At 53.5% G+C, this 18289-nt stretch carries 14 protein-coding genes; 10 read left to right on the forward strand and 4 right to left on the reverse strand.

Annotated features, from left to right (window positions below):
* Positions 1–48: 48 nt before the first annotated feature.
* Complete coding sequence (locus tag D3P08_RS20215) at positions 49–1872, forward strand: peptidoglycan D,D-transpeptidase FtsI family protein (RefSeq protein ID WP_119601891.1); 1824 nt, start codon at positions 49–51, stop codon at positions 1870–1872.
* Positions 1873–1923: 51 nt separating this feature from the next.
* Here the strand turns inward: D3P08_RS20215 and ytvI are convergent, their stop codons facing one another.
* The gene (gene ytvI / locus D3P08_RS20220) at positions 1924–3090 is read right to left on the reverse strand and encodes a sporulation integral membrane protein YtvI (RefSeq protein ID WP_119601893.1); all 1167 of its coding nucleotides are present in this window, start codon (positions 3088–3090) and stop codon (positions 1924–1926) included.
* Positions 3091–3271: 181 nt separating this feature from the next.
* On the opposite strand from ytvI, the gene D3P08_RS20225 reads away from it, so the two are divergent.
* The gene (locus D3P08_RS20225) at positions 3272–4684 is read left to right on the forward strand and encodes a polysaccharide deacetylase family protein (protein WP_119601895.1); all 1413 of its coding nucleotides are present in this window, start codon (positions 3272–3274) and stop codon (positions 4682–4684) included.
* A gap of 167 nt (positions 4685–4851) precedes the next feature.
* Here D3P08_RS20225 and ilvD read toward each other — a convergent pair whose 3' ends face one another.
* Complete coding sequence (ilvD, locus tag D3P08_RS20230) at positions 4852–6537, reverse strand: dihydroxy-acid dehydratase (protein ID WP_119601897.1); 1686 nt, start codon at positions 6535–6537, stop codon at positions 4852–4854.
* Between the two features lie 253 nt (positions 6538–6790).
* Here ilvD and D3P08_RS20235 point away from each other — a divergent pair, with 253 nt between their 5' ends.
* The 6 genes from D3P08_RS20235 to D3P08_RS20260 all read left to right on the forward strand — a co-directional run bounded on the left by D3P08_RS20235 (position 6791) and on the right by D3P08_RS20260 (position 11424).
* On the forward strand, positions 6791–7498 hold the full coding sequence (locus D3P08_RS20235) for a response regulator transcription factor (protein ID WP_420819050.1): 708 nt from the start codon (positions 6791–6793) through the stop codon (positions 7496–7498).
* The gene (locus D3P08_RS20240) at positions 7488–8618 is read left to right on the forward strand and encodes a sensor histidine kinase (RefSeq protein ID WP_206098984.1); all 1131 of its coding nucleotides are present in this window, start codon (positions 7488–7490) and stop codon (positions 8616–8618) included. The genes D3P08_RS20235 and D3P08_RS20240 overlap by 11 nt, the downstream gene beginning before the upstream one ends.
* Before the next feature lie 101 nt (positions 8619–8719).
* Entirely contained in the window at positions 8720–9670 is a 951-nt protein-coding gene (locus tag D3P08_RS20245; RefSeq protein ID WP_119601901.1) for a D-alanyl-D-alanine carboxypeptidase family protein, read from the forward strand.
* Between the two features lie 163 nt (positions 9671–9833).
* A complete protein-coding gene (gene ureA, locus D3P08_RS20250) occupies positions 9834–10142 on the forward strand; it encodes an urease subunit gamma (RefSeq protein WP_119601903.1) in 309 nt (102 codons plus the stop codon).
* A 131-nt stretch (positions 10143–10273) separates the two neighbouring features.
* Positions 10274–10723, forward strand: a complete 450-nt coding sequence (locus D3P08_RS20255; protein ID WP_119601905.1) for a MarR family winged helix-turn-helix transcriptional regulator — start codon at positions 10274–10276, stop codon at positions 10721–10723.
* A gap of 29 nt (positions 10724–10752) precedes the next feature.
* Complete coding sequence (locus D3P08_RS20260) at positions 10753–11424, forward strand: sulfite oxidase-like oxidoreductase (RefSeq protein WP_119601907.1); 672 nt, start codon at positions 10753–10755, stop codon at positions 11422–11424.
* Between the two features lie 11 nt (positions 11425–11435).
* Here the strand turns inward: D3P08_RS20260 and D3P08_RS20265 are convergent, their stop codons facing one another.
* Positions 11436–12065, reverse strand: a complete 630-nt coding sequence (locus D3P08_RS20265) for a 3'-5' exonuclease (RefSeq protein ID WP_119601909.1) — start codon at positions 12063–12065, stop codon at positions 11436–11438.
* Between the two features lie 342 nt (positions 12066–12407).
* Entirely contained in the window at positions 12408–13265 is an 858-nt protein-coding gene (locus tag D3P08_RS20270) for an AraC family transcriptional regulator (RefSeq protein ID WP_119601911.1), read from the reverse strand.
* A 138-nt stretch (positions 13266–13403) separates the two neighbouring features.
* On the opposite strand from D3P08_RS20270, the gene D3P08_RS20275 reads away from it, so the two are divergent.
* Both D3P08_RS20275 and D3P08_RS20280 read left to right on the forward strand, forming a co-directional pair.
* Positions 13404–16100, forward strand: a complete 2697-nt coding sequence (locus D3P08_RS20275) for a glycoside hydrolase family 78 protein (protein ID WP_119601913.1) — start codon at positions 13404–13406, stop codon at positions 16098–16100.
* A 152-nt stretch (positions 16101–16252) separates the two neighbouring features.
* Positions 16253–17512: an MFS transporter gene (locus D3P08_RS20280; RefSeq protein WP_240647671.1), complete on the forward strand. Its 1260-nt coding sequence runs from the start codon at positions 16253–16255 to the stop codon at positions 17510–17512.
* Positions 17513–18289: the final 777 nt, after the last annotated feature.

Here is an 18289-nt window from a genome sequence, read left to right on the forward strand (position 1 = left end):
CAACACTTATAGGGAGGTGTTTCATTAGGAGGATGGACGGTGGGTTAGATGGCGAAAAGAATGCTGGCGGCAGGGCTGCTCATCACTTTCCTTATGCTTTTGTTTATCGTGAGGCTTGCCTCTTTGCAGCTTCTACCGAGCCATGGCTCTGCGGCTCCGCCTGCTGGAGGAGGAAGAGACGGCTGGAAGAGGATGGCCGTTGTTCAGAGACAGCGCAGCCTCGTATTGGATACGGGAAGGGGCGATTTCGTCGACCGATATGGGAAGGCGATAACCGGTGAAACCTACTTGACCGTCGCCCTGTTCCCGGTACGTCCTGATGCGCGCGGTAACGCGCAGCAGCTCGCTGCTTTGGCGCGATTGCTCGGCGTGGAGGATTCCGAGCTGAATAGACGGTGGGATAAGCTGACCGCCCCTGATTTCTGGCATAGCGGTTCAGAGGACCATCCGATCCGGCTGTCCGAAGCCCAGGCGGATGCGATCCGTAAGCTGGGCGTGAGCGGAATTCGCGTGCTGCCTTATCGCAACCGGTATATGTCAGGGTTCGATGCAAAGCATTGGATCGGATTCACAAGTCAGCATCCGGAGTGGCTGATGGCGGCTCACCAAAAGGATCTGCTTGAAGGCAAGCGCAAGCTGTCCGAGCAGGTGGGAGGCGCGGGTCTCGAGAAATCGCTAGACGGACTGCTTCACGGGATTGGCGAAACCTCGGTTTCTTATTTTATCGACGGTCAGAACGCGCCTCTACATGGGCTGGATGTTCGGGTCATTCAACCGAAAAATAAGTATTACCCGCTTAAAGTGGTGACCACCATCGATTTGGAGCTGCAGAACGAGCTGGAGGCTTATGCCGATCGAGAAGGGCTCAAAGAAGGAGCAATCGTCGTTCTGGATGCGCGCAACGCGGATATTGTTGCGATGGTGTCCCGCCCTAAGCTTCAGCCTGGGCAGTTTCTCACGGCGGACGGCAGCGAATGGGAGAATAACGCGCTAAAGGCGGTAGAGCCGGGCTCCATCTATAAGCTGGTAACGGCAGCGGCCGCGCTGGAGCATCATGCCGTGGACCGCGGCGAAACGTTTGAATGCAACGGCCATTATGGCAAATACGGCCTATCCTGCTGGAAGGAAGGCGGGCATGGCAGACTGACGTTCCAGGAAGGGCTGGCGCAATCCTGCAACATCGTTTTTGCGGAGGCAGCGGAGAGACTGAAGGCGGAGCAGCTGCAGCGTACGGCTGATGCGTTAGGAGTTACGGGGCGGGTAGGCTGGCATAGCGGAAAATTCGGGCCATTTGCCAAACCGCTTAGGCTATTGGAGGAAGAGCAGGCCGGGCGGCTCTTCGCGGCTGATGATCCGGGCCATGTGGACGGCGGAATTATGGCGCAAAGCGGAATCGGACAGCGCGACGTGCGAATGACCCCGCTGCAGGCGGCGAATTTGATCGTTACGCTGCTCCACCGCGGAAGCGTGCATGAACCGAGACTCGTCAGCGAAATCCAATTTGCGACCGGGGAGAGAATGGTTGAGCTTAAGGCTCGTCATGCGAAGGGACCGGGGCGGCGGATTGGAGCGCATACCGCAGAGGCGCTTCTGCGCGGCATGGAGGCTGTCGTCGATCACGGGACGGGCCGGTCGATTCGGGAAGGAATATGGAAGGTAGCGGGCAAATCCGGCACGGCCGAAACGCAAAACAACGGCGTCCCGCTCAATCATCAATGGTTTGCGGGTTACGGGCCCGTGAAGTCGCCACGGTACGCGGTCGCCGTTCTCGCGGCAAATCGTCCGATCGGCAGCGGCCATCAAGCAACCAGGCTGTTTCGCGGCGCGATGGACATTGCGGCAAAAAGAGAGAGCCATAAACAAGGCTCCTAAACAGCTTTCAGGAAGCTGCTTTAGGAGCCTTGTTTAAAGTGATCGTTTTATTTACGATTTCAGTCTTTCCACGAAGGAGCCTTCCTTCAAGCCATCCGTCTCCACAGCGGGTTCTGCTCCGGCTGGCGCGTCAAACTCGCCTACCGGCGGTCGGATCCAGCGGTGGAAGTAGCCTTGATCGTACAAGGATTTCAGGAGAATAACCAAGATCGGGGACAGAATGACGCCCGCGACTCCGAACAAGGACAAGGAAATAATCATAAACGACAGCATAGTGAAGGCGGAGACGCCAAGCGAATCTCCCGTTATTTTCGGTTCTAATATTTGCCTGGTTACCGTGACGACCAGCAGCAGAGCCGTCAACCAAATCGCAAGCGCGGTTTTGCCGACGATAAACAAATAGAGAATCCAAGGGATAAACAACGCGCTGACGCCAAGCAGCGGCAAAATATCAAAAATAGCCGCAACAACCGAAATAATAAACGCATTGTCCACGCCGAGCAGAATCAAAGCGACTAGAATGACGATAAAGGTAATGCTGATCATTTTGGCCTGCGCTTTTATATAAGTCGCAATCCCTTTGAACACATTATCCCGTAAGAAAACAAACGCGTTTTTGAAGGTGCGAGGCGTTTTTTCGGACGCTGTGCGTTTCCAAGTCGTAATTTCGATACTTAAGAAATACGCTAATATAATACCGATAACAAAGTTGAAAACAAAAGTAGAAAACCCCGAAACGTAGCCGATAAATCCGAGAAGGAAAGACTTAATCCATTTTTGAAGGTTTTCGGTCGCGCCTTCGGTTATGTTTTTTGTCTCTTCCGATAAATTGATATCATTAGGCAGTTTGTCCAGCTGCTTCTCGAGCTCCGCTGTCAGATTGCCGATCTGTTCGGTGAAGACAGCCCGGTAGGTATCGAAATTATCGATCAGCGCTTCGCCTTGATTTTTAATCAGCACGGCCGCTCCCGAGAATGCGCCCAGTATGACTAAAGTGAAGACAAGAACGGATATGCCGGATGCAATCGACTTTTTGATCCCCCATTTATGGAGCAGGCGGGCAAGCGGTTCAATGCATAAATAAATGACAAACGCAAAAAAGATGGGTGTCGCGATTTTGTATATGTAGCTGAACACTAACATGATGAGATAGACGGTTAACGCGATAAGCGCGATGTCGAACGCGGTTCTCCAATATTTTTTGTAAAATGGCAGCATGTGATTCCCTTCTTTCCGTCATTCAGAATGAGAAATGGTATTCTTTCCATTAAGATTGTACTATAGTTTTTACGAAATGTACTCATTTTTTAAGAGAATATGCTACAATTAGAGGTATTGTTATGATTCAGATTCATCCACTTAATCTTTGACTAATTCATAAACGGTGGGGAAAAACAAAATGGAAAATTTGCTGCTTTGGGGAATTTCGATCATGACGTTCTACGCGTTTCTCCCTGGCCTCATCAGCCGCATCTTCGGTTTCCGCGTATTTAAAAAAGGGTTGGTAGAAAAGGAGATCGCGCTTACGTTCGACGACGGGCCGGATCCCGTATATACCGCGCAGCTGCTTGATTTATTGGCTCGCTATAACGCGAAAGCGACTTTTTTTGTTGTAGGCTCGCACGCGGAAGGGCAAGAGAAGCTGCTTCAGCGTATGCAGGAAGAAGGACATACAATCGGTATTCATAATTATGTGCATAAATCGAATTGGGTTATGCGTCCAAGCACGGTAAGGCGCCAAATCGAACGGACCAACGAGGTGATCGAAAAGGCGGTCGGAACCAAAACGGTCTACTACAGGCCGCCATGGGGAATCGTCAATCTGTTTGACTATTCGAAGATGGGCCATATGCATATTATTTTATGGTCGGCGATGTTTGGCGATTGGCGGGTAAGGGTTGGCGCGGAACGATTGAAGCGCCGCATGCTGAAGAAGGTTAGACCGGGCGAAGTGCTGCTGCTGCATGATTGCGGCAACACGCTTGGAGCCGATGCGGATGCGCCTCGCAATATGTTGATCGCGCTTGAGGCCTACTTGGAGGAAGCGGTCAAGAAAGGGTATTCTTTCGTAGGGATTGGTGAAATGATGAAGCTGACGGATAGCAATCGCGTCATGCGGCGCTCGATGTTCAAACGGATGCTCGTCTCCGCTTGGCTGTTATGGGAGCAGGCTTTCCATATCGTCTTCCGCTTGAAGAAGGTCGGGGACGGGGACACGCCGGCATTCCATTATCGGGTAACGACCTATCATGGAGAGAAACGCGATTTCGGAGACGGCGGCAGCCTCGTGAAAGGCGATGCAATCGCCGAGCTTCACTTCGATAACCGAATGCTGTCGGGAATTGCGGCGGAGTCGAAATCGCCGGTGGCAACCGGGATTCGGATGCTGCGGGAGGTGGAGCGGGCACTGCCTGTTCTCGCTGATCAACTGATGAGCGACCCGGAAGCCAAAGACGTAAAAGCGGTGTACGGCGTCACGATGATTCACCGCGGGGCGGACCGGCTCGGCTTTGAAATATTTCAGCTGCCGGAAGGCTTATTCGCGAAGTCGACCCGCATTTACTTAAAGCTGTTGCTTAAAGTGCTTACCAATTCAAAGCAATATAACAAGGAACGGAAGCGTAAAGACCGGAGCGAGGCTATTTCTCCTCGCATGGTATGCATGCCCGTTCAAAAGCTGTTTTCGTATGCTACGATACAATCGCGGATCGTGAAGGAAGAGATGGAGCGGGTTGCCGAGACGGTGGACCGCGTCTTGAGCGGAGCGGCAGACGACGCAGCGTCTATGGGGACGAAGACGACCGCCATCTAATCGATCAATAAATAAAAGCCGTTTTGCCAATCAATTGTGACTGGCAAAACGGCTTTTCTCGTTACTTTCCGCAATATCACACAAACGTCTTTCATGCGGGTGTCCAGAGGGACGCCCCCCTCGGGGCCATCCCTTGGAAGGGAGGGTCGTAAGCGGGCTAGAAATCCTTACATCTTCATAACGCCGCCGGTGCTGGCGGATGTTACGAGGTGCGCGTAACGAGCCAGGTAACCGCGTTTGATCTTAAGCTCGAAGCCCGGCCATTCGGCGCGGCGCTTCTCGAACTCTTCGTCGCTGATGAGCAGGTTCATCGTGCGGTTATTCATGTCGATCTCGACGATGTCGCCGTCGCGTACGAACGCGATAGGGCCGCCTTCGGCCGCTTCAGGAGAAGCGTGGCCGATGCTGATGCCGCGGGATGCGCCGGAGAAACGGCCGTCCGTTACAAGCGCAACCTTGGCGCCGAGACCCATGCCTACGATCTGTGACGTAGGAGCCAGCATTTCCGGCATGCCTGGTCCGCCTTTCGGTCCTTCGTAGCGGATGATCACGACGTGGCCTTCTTTAATTTTGCCGCCAGCGATGCCGGCAAGCGCATCGTCCTGGGAGTCGAAGCAGATCGCAGGGCCTTTATGGTAGCCGCCGACCGACTTGTCAACCGCGCCCGTCTTAATGATGGCGCCGTTAGGAGCCAGGTTGCCGAACAGGACGGCTAGTCCGCCGCGCTCCGTGTGCGGGTTGTCGATCGGACGGATGACGTCGTAGTTCTTCACTTCGCAGCCTTCCACATTTTCGCGGAGCGTCTTGCCAGTTACGGTGATGCAATCGCCGTGCAAAGCGCCTTCCTTCTTGAACAGCTCGTTCAGAACCGCGCTTACGCCGCCGGCGTTGTGCACGTCCTCGATATGCCAGTCCGATGCCGGAGCGATTTTCGCCAAATGCGGCACGCGCTCGGCAACTTCGTTAATGCGCTCGATCGGATATTCGATACCTGCTTCGTGCGCGATGGCGAGCGTATGAAGAACCGTGTTCGTAGAGCCGCCCATCGCCATGTCCACCGCGAACATGTTGTCGATCGCTTCTTTCGTCACGATGTCGCGCGGCTTCAGGTTCATCTCGATCAGCTTCATCAGCTGGCGAGCGGATTGTTTCACGAATTCTTTGCGTTCAGGGGAGACTGCCAGAATCGTACCGTTACCCGGCAGGGCAAGTCCCATTGCCTCCGCCAAGCAGTTCATGGAGTTTGCGGTAAACATGCCGGAGCAAGAGCCGCAAGTCGGACAGCCGTATTGCTCAAGCTCAAGCAGCTGCTCGTCGTTGATTTTGCCAGCCTGATGCGCGCCTACGCCCTCGAATACGCTGGAGAGGGAGATGGAGCGGCCATCGGATGTTTTGCCGGCCTTCATCGGGCCGCCGCTGACCATAATGGTCGGGATATTAACGCGAAGCGCGCCCAGCATCATGCCCGGCGTGATCTTGTCGCAGTTCGGGATACATACCATGCCGTCGAACCAGTGCGCGTTAACGACCGTCTCGACGGAGTCCGCGATAATCTCGCGGCTTGCAAGGGAATAACGCATGCCGATATGTCCCATCGCGATGCCGTCGTCAACGCCGATCGTGTTGAATTCGAACGGAACGCCGCCTGCCTCGCGAATCGCTTCTTTCACTAGTTTACCGAACTCCTGCAGGTGAACATGACCTGGCACAATATCGATATAGGAGTTGCACACCGCGATAAACGGTTTGCCGAAATCTTCGTCCTTAACGCCCGCTGCGCGAAGCAAGCTGCGGTGCGGCGCACGGTCGAAGCCTTTTTTGATCATGTCAGAACGCATTCTTTTGGCCGCCATTAATGTAGTACCCCCTTAAAATTGCCGAAGCGTCAAACGTTACGGCGAGTATGACTAATTTTCATGAATAATCTTAATCTTATCATAAATGGCCAACCGTTGGCTATACGAGGGAAGTCTCTTCCAGACTCGCGCCGGTTATTAAATAAACCTTAAGAATGGCTTAAACTTTGTGAAAATGAACCGCGCTTCGTTACGTTCGGTCTTCCGATCATGTATAGTAGAAGCATCGGAATGAAGGAGGATGACATCGTTGGAACGTCGCGTATTAATTGTGGACGATGAGCGGGAAATCGCGGAGCTTATCGAGATTTATTTGAAGAATGAAGGCTTTGAAACGGCTGTCGCTTTCGACGGGGAAGCGGCGCTTGAAATATTCGAACGGCAAGGCGCGGACTTGGTAATCCTGGACATTATGATGCCGAAGCTGGACGGACTGGAAGTGTGCAGAAGGCTGCGCAGAGATCATCATGTGCCGATTCTGATGGTAAGCGCAAAAACCGGCGATATGGACAAAATAATGGGACTGATGACGGGAGCGGACGATTATATGGCAAAGCCGTTTAATCCGCTGGAGCTGCTTGCCCGCGTACGGTCGCTGCTACGCCGCTCATACCAGTACACCCGAACGGCCGAAACGGGAGCGGGCAAGGAAGGCGAGGGCAGGGAGCTGAGGCTAGGCGCGCTGCGCATCGACAAGCTCAGTCATTCCGCCGATGTGGACGGCAGACCGCTGCATCTGACTTCAACGGAATTTGGCATCCTTCACCTGCTGGCAAGCCAGCCCGGCAGGGTGTTCAGCGCCGAAGATATTTTTCAGCAGGTGTGGAAGGAGAAATATTTTGAATCGAACAATACGGTAATGGTTCATATCAGCAAGCTGAGGGACAAGCTGGAGAAGGAGCTTGGCGAGAAGCTGATCGTAACCGTGTGGGGGGTTGGCTACAAGATTGAAGGATAAAGAGAACATCGTCTCCAAGCTGGTCTTCCGTGCCGTCCTCCATTTGGTTATTAGCGCTGTTCTGGCGTTAATAACGCTTGCGATCATATACGTAGTTGCGATCTTTTTGTACAACGCGTCAAGCTTCTTTTATTTCCTGCGCGGCATCGGACTATTCTTCATCGAGAGAGTTCCGAGCGGGTTTGGGCTTATTTTTATCTGGCTTGTTCTGTTCGTTATCTATTTTATCGCGCTGCAGTGGTTCCAATTCCGGACGCTCGGCCAGATTAATGATACGGTCAAGCTTATCGCGGATGGAAGGCTGAAGATGGATCATCAAGTCACCGTCAAGCGGGGCAATGTGTTCGGCGTCTTTGCCGATAACGTGAACCGGCTGTCCGAGCGGCTTCATCTAGCGCTTGAGGAAGAGAGAAGAGCGGAGCAGGCGAAAAACGAGCTGATTACGAATGTCTCGCATGACCTGCGCACGCCGCTCACTTCCGTCGTCGGTTATCTTGGACTGATCGAGCAAGACCGTTACCGGGATGAGGTCGAGCTTCGCCACTACGTCGCGATCGCTTATGAGAAGTCGCAGCACTTACATGAGCTCATTAACGATCTGTTCGAATATACAAGAATGCGTCACGACACGATTGCGCTCAAGCTGGAGCCGATCAATCTCGTTGAAATGCTGGGGCAGCTGCTGGTTCAATACCATATGCCGCTGCAGGAAGCCGGCATGAAGGGACAGCTTCAAAGCGCGGAGAACATGATTATGGTTCGCGCGGATGCCGCCAAGCTGGCCCGCGTATTCGAGAACCTGATCTCGAACGCGATGGCTTACGGCAGAGAGGGCAGAAGGATCGACGTGACCGTTACGCTGCGCGAGGGCTGGGTGGCGGTAGACGTCGTGAATTACGGCGAGCCGATATCCGCCATAGATCTGCCCCATATCTTTGACCGGTTCTATCGGGCGGATAAATCGAGAACGAGGTGGGCCGGCGGATCGGGCCTGGGGCTTGCAATCTCCAAAAGCATAGTGGAGAAGCATCATGGCTTTATCGAGGCGTCAAGCAGCACGGAGCGGACGGTCTTCCGGGTGACGCTGCCGCTTTATAAAGAAGCGTCGCCAAAGGTTTAAGAAGGATTTAAGATTTATTTATGAATGCGTTACAGTCTCCTTAAGTTTAGCTGCCTATACTCGAGAGAGAGGTTCAGCAACGAAAGGAGATTTTTTGTGTCATGAAAACGGTGAAGGTGAGAACCCACTCTTCTTATAACGGTATTCGTATCGTATTTATTATGGTTATAGCAGCAGCCATTCTTTTCGGAGGGAAAACAATTCGGGAGCTTTGGCGCGGGGAGGAGCCGCAAATTGAGTCCGCGGCCGCCTTCCTGATCGATGCGGGAACGGGTGAGGTGTTATACGAAAAAAATGCGGATGAGCCGCTGCCGCCGGCCAGCATGTCCAAAATGATGACGGAAGTGCTCGTGCTTGACTATGTGCATGACGGGCGAATCCGGTGGAGCGATACGGTGATTCCGTCCGCCTATGCCGCGCAGGTTCCCGGCGCCCGAATGGGGATTATGGAAGGATACAGCTTAACGGTAAGGGAGCTGTTCGACGCAATGGCGATCTACTCCGCGAACGACGCGGCTGTGGCGCTGGCTGAGCATATCGCCGGGACGGAAGCCGCTTTTACAGCGATGATGAATGAAAAAGCAAGAAGCATAGGCTTGTCGAAGGATGCGGTGTTCGGCAATGCGACGGGGTTAAGCCGGGATGATATCAGGGAGTACGAAGGCGCAGCGAGCGAACGCGATACGCTCCTTACGGCTAAAGATACGGCTCGGCTTGCGGGATATTTGATCGGCAAATATCCGGAGGTGCTGCAGATTACAAGCATGGGCAGCGTCAAAGTGTCTACGCAAGGACAAGCGCTTGCGGCGACCAACCAAATGCTTGCGGAAAAGCGGTTTGAATATCCGGGGAACGACGGCTTGAAAACGGGATATACGCCGGACGCCGGTTATTGCTTCACAGGCACTGTGAAACAGGGCGGCCGGAGGCTGATCTCCGTTGTGATGGGAGCTGACAGCATGGACGCAAGATTTATTGAAACGAAAAAGCTGTTCGAATACGGTCTTCATACCGGCGGAACCGGGGAGCTGAAAACCGCATTGGGTTATTAATTGAGACAAACATAACACAGGAAGTTAGTTGCACGAAACATTTAGACCTTATTTTAAAGAGTAGGGTCTATTATTTTTTGTATTCGTGTAATATAATATGACATATATGAAGCCTGGAGCTCGGGAAAGGTTCAAAATATTAGGGTAAAAGGAGGGCGCGGGAGTGGCGATATCGGAATCGGAGAAGAAACTGCTGTTAAAGCTGATTGCGGGGGATTTGGCGAAGAGCCGTCTGAAACGCGGCGTAAAGTTAAATTATGAGGAAAGCGTGGCCCTCATCACCTATGAAATAATAGATGGCGCTAGCGAAGGGTTGTCGGCCGAGCGGCTGATTGAGAGGGGCCGGAGCGTCCTGCGCAAGGATCAAGTCATGCGCGGCATCGCCGAGCAAATCAGCGAGTTAAAGGTGGAAGCGATCTTTCCAGACGGAGCGCAGTTGATTACGGTCCCGTCTCCCATCAGCGGAAATTAGTCAAAAGCCAACCGGCAAATAATAGCCGGTTGGCTTTTCTAGTGAGAATGCGCATTGACTGCCGGAAGGCGGCAAGTCTATACTGTGGTCAGATAAGCGGGACTAAGGGCCCGGCTAAGGAGTGACATTGGATGGATGCTTCGCAGCAGGATAGACTATCTTTGATGAAATCGCTGGACGAGTCGTTCCGTGAAGTACGTAAGCTGATTCTTGCGGAATGGAATAAAGAAAACGTGCATTCGCTCGGGATGACGCATGGCCGTATGCTGATCATTCTTGCCGAGCAGGGGCCGCAGAAAGCATCCAGCCTGGCGGAGAGCTTGCGCATAACGGGCGGCGGCGTCACCGGCATTACTGACCGGCTGATCGAGCTGGGGTATGTCACTAGGGAGCGGAGCGAGCAGGACCGCAGGGCCGTTGTGCTTAACCTGACAGATGAAGGGAAAGCTATGGTGCAGGCGATGATGGCCGTGCGTGAGAAAGTGATGAAGAAGCTGTTCCGCGGCATGAGTACGGAGGATATGACGGTAGCGCTGGAGCTGTTTAAAAAGATGAGCGCGAACATGCTTGGCGAGGAATAAAAAGCCAGTTTCAGAAAGGGTGGATACCGATGAACGATAAGGCGGACCGTTTGAGGCGGCTGAAGCCGAAGCTGCCGGATGTGCCGGCTGAGCTGAGGCATCGGGTCCCGCCGGGACAGACCGTTACGGAACGATTTCCGATTCTGCATGAAGGAACGGTTCCGGCTTATGAGCTTAACAATTGGTCGCTTCGGCTATTCGGTGAGGTGGAGAAGGAGAGGAGCTTCTCTTTTCAGGAGCTGCTGGAGCTGCCGCAGGTCAAAATCGTATGCGATATTCATTGCGTAACCCGCTGGAGCAAGCTGGATACGGAATGGGAAGGCGTGCGTTTAGTGGATCTGCTGCCGCTTATCGGCGTCAAGCCGGAAGCGAAGCATGTGATGATTCATGCGGACCCGAATTATGAAACGAACGTGCCGCTGGAAGATTTAATGAGGGATAACGTCATCCTGGCGCATCGTTATAACGGCGAGCCGCTGACGGATAAGCATGGCTGGCCGCTGCGCCTTATCGTGCCGCATCTTTATTTTTGGAAAAGCGCAAAATGGGTTAGAGGCATCGAATTGATGCTCGAGAACAGGAACGGTTATTGGGAGCGCAACGGCTTCCACCATTACGCCGACCCGTTCAAGGAGCAGCGGTTCAGCGATGATGATTATGAAATGCCTATCGATGAATGGCTGTATGTAGATTATGATTAGCGACTTGCCCCTTACGCTTCCCGAGGAGCGTATTTCAATTCGACAGGCTCTAATACGGCATGCGGCGGGCTCCAGGCAGGGGGCCCGTATTTTTTCATATAGCCCAGCTTGTTCAAATAATCCCCGATCGGCTGCTCTTCATCGAGCGTGCGGCAAAGCTCCCAGCAGGCCACAACGTCGTTCAGGGCGCGGTGCCCTCCGATAAGCGGAATCGCGTAACGGTCGCACATGTCCTTCAGCGTATGCGGATAGACATGGCGGTCGCGGCTGATTGTAAGCGTATCGATAAAATCGTTGCGGAAGGAGCGGCCGGCGATTCGCATCAAGGAATGATGGAGGAAGCTTAAATCGAACTGCGCGTTATGTGCAACAAGGATATGGCCGCCGATCATCCGGTTCAGGATGCGGAAGGCGGTATCCTCGTCCATGCCGCAGGCTGTCATCTCGTCCGTTATGCCGGTAAGCTCCGTAATTTTCGGAGACAGCTTGCCGTCGTACTGGACAAGCGTGCTGAATTCGCTGGCCACCTCGCCGTTTACGACCCGGATCGCCGCCATTTCGATGACGCGGTCCTTTTTCGGATCGAGTCCGCTAGTTTCGAAGTCGAAGATGGTAAAGGATTTATTTTTCAAAAAATGCATCGTCGTCACCGCTTTTTCAAGATGTGGATTGCCGTTTCCAGCTTAACGCTGTCCGTTACATATTCTACGGCCAAATCCGAATCCCTTTTTCGCGAATAACGAATTTAAGCGGCGCGCCGCCGTTTTTCCGCTGGCACATGAAAAGGACGGAGAAAGGATATCCCTTTGCTCCGTCCTTTTTCGTGCGGTTAATGGTTGTTGCCGGACGCGTTGCCTTTTTTGTCGGACGACTTGGTCTTCGTGTTCTGATTGGCATGCCCTTGCTGCTTGGCCACGTGCTTCTCCTCCTTTCCTGAAACGATGGTTAGCTTTGGCCGGAGGATGCGTCTTTATGCGCGCGGCTTAGGTCATGCTTCGATATTGACGAGGAGTGAGGCCTGTTATCCGCTTGAACAAGGCGTTGAAGGTCTGGACATCCTTATAGCCGACAGCTTCGGCGACCGCGCTGATCTTGTCCGGAGTACCGGCCAGCAGCTCTCTGCTTTTTTGGATCCGCAGCGACTGTAAATAGCTGTTCCAGCTTTGTCCGGTATGACGATGGAACAGACGCTGGAGATGCCGCTCGCTGAACCCGCTTTTTTGCGCCAGCTTGGCAAGCGACAGCTCCTGTCCGTAATGATGATCCAGATAGTGAAGAATATCTTGAAAGATCGTCTCCTTCGGTCTTGTTCCCCATTCCGCTTCCTCTCCTGTGCGATACAGCTCGATTAGAAGCTGAAGCAGCAGTCCGTGAAGGTATTCGGTTGCCGCCGCAAGCGGCGACGCGTAGTTTTCGTATAATTGGGCGAACAGCTTTTGAAATCGGTCATTCCGGTCCTGACGGGCATGAAAGTCAAGCAAGCCGCTCTCCATTTCCTTCAAAAACGCTATCAGCCCGCCGTCCGAGGCAAACGCCGTAAGCTTAGGCAGAAGAAGCGGGGAAAAGACGCAATTGTGGACGATGAGCGGCGTTCCGTTCGTTGAAGCGGGCCTGAACACGTGGGAATAGCCGATCGGGATATAGAAGAGGTCGCCTTTTCTCACCTTCAGAACCGTATCTCCGGCATAATGAAAGCCTTCGCCTTCGGCAATGAACGCGATTTCCAGAAAGTCGTGGTTATGAAACGGCACCGTAAAGCTTTCGGAGCTGCGATTGATATACAGCAGCTGATTCTGGCGGAAGAAGCCGTCCCCGCGGTAGGTCTCGGCCGGTCTTTGCATCGCTTTTCACCCTCTTCTCAAGAAATCATAATGTCCGATACCCCTTGATAAAATGTCCGTTTTGCCACCAAAAATTCCGGTTAGCTTTTTTATAATAATAGTTGAAAAGGGCATCGGCTGACAATTGGGAGGGATACGATGGTCCATGTAGTAGACTTGCGTTGCGAATATAGGAAAAATCCGGTCGGTATCGGAGAGAAGCATCCGCGCATCAGCTGGAGGCTGGAGGCGGAAGAACGGGCGGTAAAGCAATCCGCCTATGAGATCGAGGTTGCGGAGGATGACCGGTTTACGCGTACGATTTGGCGTTCGGGTCGTGTGGATTCCGAGCAATCGGTTCATGTGGCGCTGGAGCATTTTGAAGCGGAGTCGTGTAAGCGCTATTTTTATCGGGTAAGAGTGTGGGACGGCAACGGCGATAGCACAGAATGGTCGGACACCGCATTATGGGAAACGGGAATGCTGCAGGGAGAGACGTGGAAGGCGGAGTGGATTGCGGCGCCCGCCGATCTGCTGCCAGACGATTCCGCAAGGCTGCCGCTTCTCCGCGCAGGCTTCCATCTGAAAGCGGCGGTAAAGCGGGCGAGAATTTACGCGACGGCGCTTGGTCTTTACGAGCTTGAAGTGAACGGAAGGCGGGTAGGCGACAGTTACTTCACGCCTGGCTGGACGAGTTACGGCCATACGCTCCAGACGCAAACGTATGACGTGACGGAGATGCTTCGTGCAGGTGAGAATGCGATCGGAGCCTGGCTCGGCAACGGCTGGTACAAAGGGGATTTAGGATGGAGCGGTAAAGGCTGTTTGTACGGGGACCGGCTTGCCTTGCTGATGCAAATGCATGTCCTGTACGAGGACGGGAGCGAGGAGACCGTTGTTACCGATCGGAGCTGGAAGTGCGCGCCGGGGCCGATTCGGATGGCGGAAATTTATCACGGGGAAACCTACGACGCAAGGCTTGAGCTGTCCGGCTGGAGCAGAGCGGATTATAAGGCGGAAGGCTGGGCGGACGTTGAAGTCATCGATCAAGATAACAGCAGGCTGACGCCTCAGATCAACGAACCGGTAAAGAAGATTCAGACATTGAAGCCGGTCGGAAAAATAAGGACGCCTAAAGGCGAAACAGTCATCGATTTTGGGCAGAACCTGGTAGGCTGGGTCCGATTCCGCTTAACGGCAGAGGCGGGAACGGAAGTGAAGCTGATGCATGCGGAGGTGCTGGATCAGGAGGGCAACTTCTATACGGAAAATCTTCGAAAGGCGAAACAAACGGTTCATTATTTCTGCAAAGGCGGCGGCGAGGAGATCTATGAGCCGCGCTTTACCTTCCAAGGCTTCCGCTATGTCCGGCTGATCGGATTTCCGGAGCCGATCGATCTCGCTTCGTTCGAGGCGGTTGTTCTTCATTCCGATATGGAGATGACGGGGCGTTTCGAGTGCTCGGATCCGCTAATTAACCAGCTGCAAAGCAATATCCTTTGGGGGCTTAAGGGCAATTTCCTCGACGTGCCGACCGACTGTCCGCAGCGCGACGAGCGGCTTGGCTGGACGGGAGACGCTCAGATGTTCATCGGGACGTCGGCATACTTAGCGAATGTCGCGCCGTTTTTTACGAAATGGCTTGGCGACCTGGCGGCGGACCAGCGAGAGGACGGAGCGGTACCGTTCGTTGTGCCACATGTGCTTAATGACTCGGATTACGCTTCTGCGGCTTGGGGCGATGCGGCCGTCATCTGTCCTTGGACGCTTTACGTCAGCTATGGCGACGCGCGCATCTTGGAGCGGCAGTACGCGAGCATGCAGAAGTGGGTGTCGTATATCCTGGCGCAAGGGGAGCAGGAATATTTGTGGAACACCGGCTTCCATTTCGGCGATTGGCTTGGTCTGGACGCCAAGTCCGGCGATTATGTAGGCGCGACGGAGAGAGATTTGATCGCTTCGGCCTTCTACGCCTATTCCGTTTCGCTGCTGCGGAAGACAGCGGGAGTTCTTGGCAAAACGGAGGATGAAGCGGTATACGGCGAGCTCGAGGAGCGGGTCATGGAGGCGTTCAGAAGCGAGTTCGTGACGCCGTCCGGAAGGCTATCCGCTTCGACGCAGACGGCGCATGTGCTGGCGCTCATGTTCGGCCTGCTGGATGAGACGGCTGAAAGACGCGCGGCTGACAAGCTGAAAAAGCTGCTTGAGGACAGCAAGCATCACCTGACGACCGGCTTCGTCGGAACACCGTATATCAACCATGTGCTTAGCCGTTATGGGATGAACGACGACGCTTACCGGCTGCTCTTGCAGAAGGACTACCCGTCTTGGCTTTATCCGGTCACGAAGGGCGCTACCACGATATGGGAGCATTGGGACGGAATCAAAGAGGACGGCAGCTTCTGGAGCAAGGATATGAATTCGTTCAACCACTATGCTTACGGTGCGGTAGGCGATTGGCTGTACAAGACTGTTGCAGGCATTCAGACGGATGAACGCGCTCCGGGCTACAAAAAAATCGTCATCGCCCCTCAGCCCGGAGACGGATTAACCTGGGCTGAGGGCAGCATCGAAACCTTGTACGGCCAGGTTCGCTCCGCGTGGAAGATGGAGGGAGACGGTACGATGCGGCTGGAGGTGACGGTGCCGCCGAATACGACGGCGGAGATCCGGCTGCCGGGCGCTGCATCTGCAAGCGCAGTGAAAGAGAGCGGCGAAGCGTTAAGGAAAGCCGCGGGCTTGCAGCGGGTTTCGGAAGCGCCTGCCGAAGTAGCGGTTGAAGTCGGCTCCGGCGAGTATTTCTTCGTCTATCCGTTTCAGCAGGCCGGCGCAAGCTTGGCTGGCATTAGCCAATAAGGGTCGATGAGTTGAACACTGCCTTTAAGCGCCTTTTCGGGCTTGAAGGCGGTTTCTTTTTTATCTTCCAAATTTGTGCGGGTGTGTTAAACTGAAAGAAAAACGATCATCGACGAGTAGGCTCGCCGAAACGCAACGGGGGAAACGGCCAGATGCAACTCAAACGCGGCTTGCAAAACGCTTTTCATTCGATGAAAGGTCCGGCGATACCGCCGGAACGAAGGCTCGGCAAGGATGCGGTCACCGCTCTATTTATTCACAGCTGCTTTCAATTCGGGGCATCGATGTCCGGGCTCTTCCTTAATCTGTACTTATGGCGGCTGACCGAGGATTTGGTAATCAACGCGGTTTACAACATTATTTTGTACGCGGTTACTCCGTTGGCATTTGCGGCAGGCGGCTGGTTAGCGAAAAAGAAAGACCGGATGATGACGTACCGGATCGGCATCGTAATGATCGCCGCGTTTTATTTGATGGTCATCGTGGCGCAGGAGAGGGTGCCGGACTTTTATATTTTGTTCGCGCTTTTTAATGGGGTTGCCGCCGGCTTTTATTGGACGGGATATCTGGTGCTGCAGTATGACGTGTCGACGGACGCGAACCGGATCCGGTTTCTGGCGATCAATATGGTGACCTTCAATTCCGCGGGACTGCTCGGACCGGCGCTCGCCGGATTTATTATTCAGAGAAATGACGGGCTTCAGGGATATATTATTATTTTTACGCTGGCCTTTATTATGTTCGTCATCGCCGCCGTCATCAGCTTCCGCATTCCGATGGTTGAAACGCATCATAAGGCGTATTACTTGAAGCTGATGGGCGAGGTGATGCAGCGCAACCGCCGCTGGGTGAAGGCGTTGTATGGTTTTTTGGTGCTGGGGTTATTTCAGGGGATCATGCTGTTCCTGCCGAATATTTTGCTGTTTCAGGCGGTTAACCGCGAGGACTGGGTCGGGTATCTCGGCGTTTTCTTCTCGGGGCTGACGGTGGCGACCGGTTACGTGATTTCGCGAAAAGCGCAGAAGGAGAACGTGCGCCAGTATGTGTTCATGTCGACGACGGGCACCGTCATTGGGGCATCGCTGCTGCTGTTCGGCGTGGAGCTGTGGTCGGTATTGGTCTTTATGATTATTTTCTCCATCTGCAATCCGCTTGCGATTAATACGCTGACTTCCTACTACTATCGTCTAATCGGAACGCTGCCGTTAAAAGGGCAGCTCCGAATCGAATCCGTTGTCATGCGGGAGCTGTTCTTGAATATAGGCCGCGTCATCTCGATAACGCTGCTGGCCGTCTTCGGATCGGACGAAGGCTCGGTCTGGATGCCCGTCATCCTGTTCACGGCGGCCGTAATGCAATATGCCCTCGTGATGCTTATTTATGAAAAGCCGGCAGAGGCGGCGGGGAAATGAATTGCGAGAGAAAGAGCGACGTCTGAGACGCGCTCTTTTTTTTGTTTGTTTGTTGGCTGGACGGTTGGCTGGGGGTTGGTGGCGGGATTGTACGATTTTTCGTACAAAATGGGGTGCGTGCGCGGTTGGGTGCGGCAGTTTGTACGATTTTTCGTACAAAAAGGGGTGCGTGCGCGGTTGGGTGCGGTAGTTTGTACGATTTTTCGTACAAAATGGTGCGTGTGCGAGGATTGTGGGGCGGGATTGTACGATTTTTCGTACAAAATGGGGCAGGTGCGAGGATTGTGGGGCGGGATTGTACGATTTTTCGTACAAAATGGTGCGTGTGAGTGGAGTGAGTGGGGTGTTTGTACGATTTTTCGTACAAAATGGTGCAGGTGCGAGGATTGTGGGGCGGGTTTGTACGATTTTTCGTACAAAAAGGGGCGTGTGAGGGGGGGAAGGCGGTAGTTTGTACGATTTTTCGTGCAAAATGGTACGTGTGCGCGGTTGGGTGTGGTAGTTTGTACGATTTTTTGTACAAAATGGTGCGTGTGCGAGGTTTTGAGGCGGGATTGTACGATTTTTCGTGCAAAATGGTGCGTGTGCGCGGTTTGTGAGGCAGGATTGTACGATTTTTCGTACAAAATGGGGCGAGCAAGTGGTTTGTGGGTAGCGTCAAGAAAGTTGTGTAGCAGGGTTTTCCATCGGGACGATGGATATTTTTAGTATTTAGTGATGGTTTGCCGGGGGCTTCGCCCCCAGCTAAGTTTCTTGCTTCTCTTTGAGTGGGCCATA

Origin of the sequence: Paenibacillus nanensis (genome assembly GCF_003583765.1) — a bacterium.
GTDB lineage: Bacteria > Bacillota > Bacilli > Paenibacillales > Paenibacillaceae > Pristimantibacillus > Pristimantibacillus nanensis.

What these genes read in the sequence shown, in the direction of transcription:
- D3P08_RS20265 (WP_119601909.1), bottom strand. Translation starts at nt 12,065, where the DNA reads ATGCATTTTTTGAAAAATAAATCCTTTACCATCTTCGACTTCGAAACT.
- D3P08_RS20255 (WP_119601905.1), top strand. Translation starts at nt 10,274, where the DNA reads ATGGATGCTTCGCAGCAGGATAGACTATCTTTGATGAAATCGCTGGAC.
- ilvD (WP_119601897.1), bottom strand. Translation starts at nt 6,537, where the DNA reads ATGGCGGCCAAAAGAATGCGTTCTGACATGATCAAAAAAGGCTTCGAC.
- D3P08_RS20245 (WP_119601901.1), top strand. Translation starts at nt 8,720, where the DNA reads ATGAAAACGGTGAAGGTGAGAACCCACTCTTCTTATAACGGTATTCGT.
- D3P08_RS20225 (WP_119601895.1), top strand. Translation starts at nt 3,272, where the DNA reads ATGGAAAATTTGCTGCTTTGGGGAATTTCGATCATGACGTTCTACGCG.
- D3P08_RS20260 (WP_119601907.1), top strand. Translation starts at nt 10,753, where the DNA reads ATGAACGATAAGGCGGACCGTTTGAGGCGGCTGAAGCCGAAGCTGCCG.
- ytvI (WP_119601893.1), bottom strand. Translation starts at nt 3,090, where the DNA reads ATGCTGCCATTTTACAAAAAATATTGGAGAACCGCGTTCGACATCGCG.
- D3P08_RS20270 (WP_119601911.1), bottom strand. Translation starts at nt 13,265, where the DNA reads ATGCAAAGACCGGCCGAGACCTACCGCGGGGACGGCTTCTTCCGCCAG.
- D3P08_RS20215 (WP_119601891.1), top strand. Translation starts at nt 49, where the DNA reads ATGGCGAAAAGAATGCTGGCGGCAGGGCTGCTCATCACTTTCCTTATG.
- D3P08_RS20275 (WP_119601913.1), top strand. Translation starts at nt 13,404, where the DNA reads ATGGTCCATGTAGTAGACTTGCGTTGCGAATATAGGAAAAATCCGGTC.
- D3P08_RS20280 (WP_240647671.1), top strand. Translation starts at nt 16,253, where the DNA reads ATGCAACTCAAACGCGGCTTGCAAAACGCTTTTCATTCGATGAAAGGT.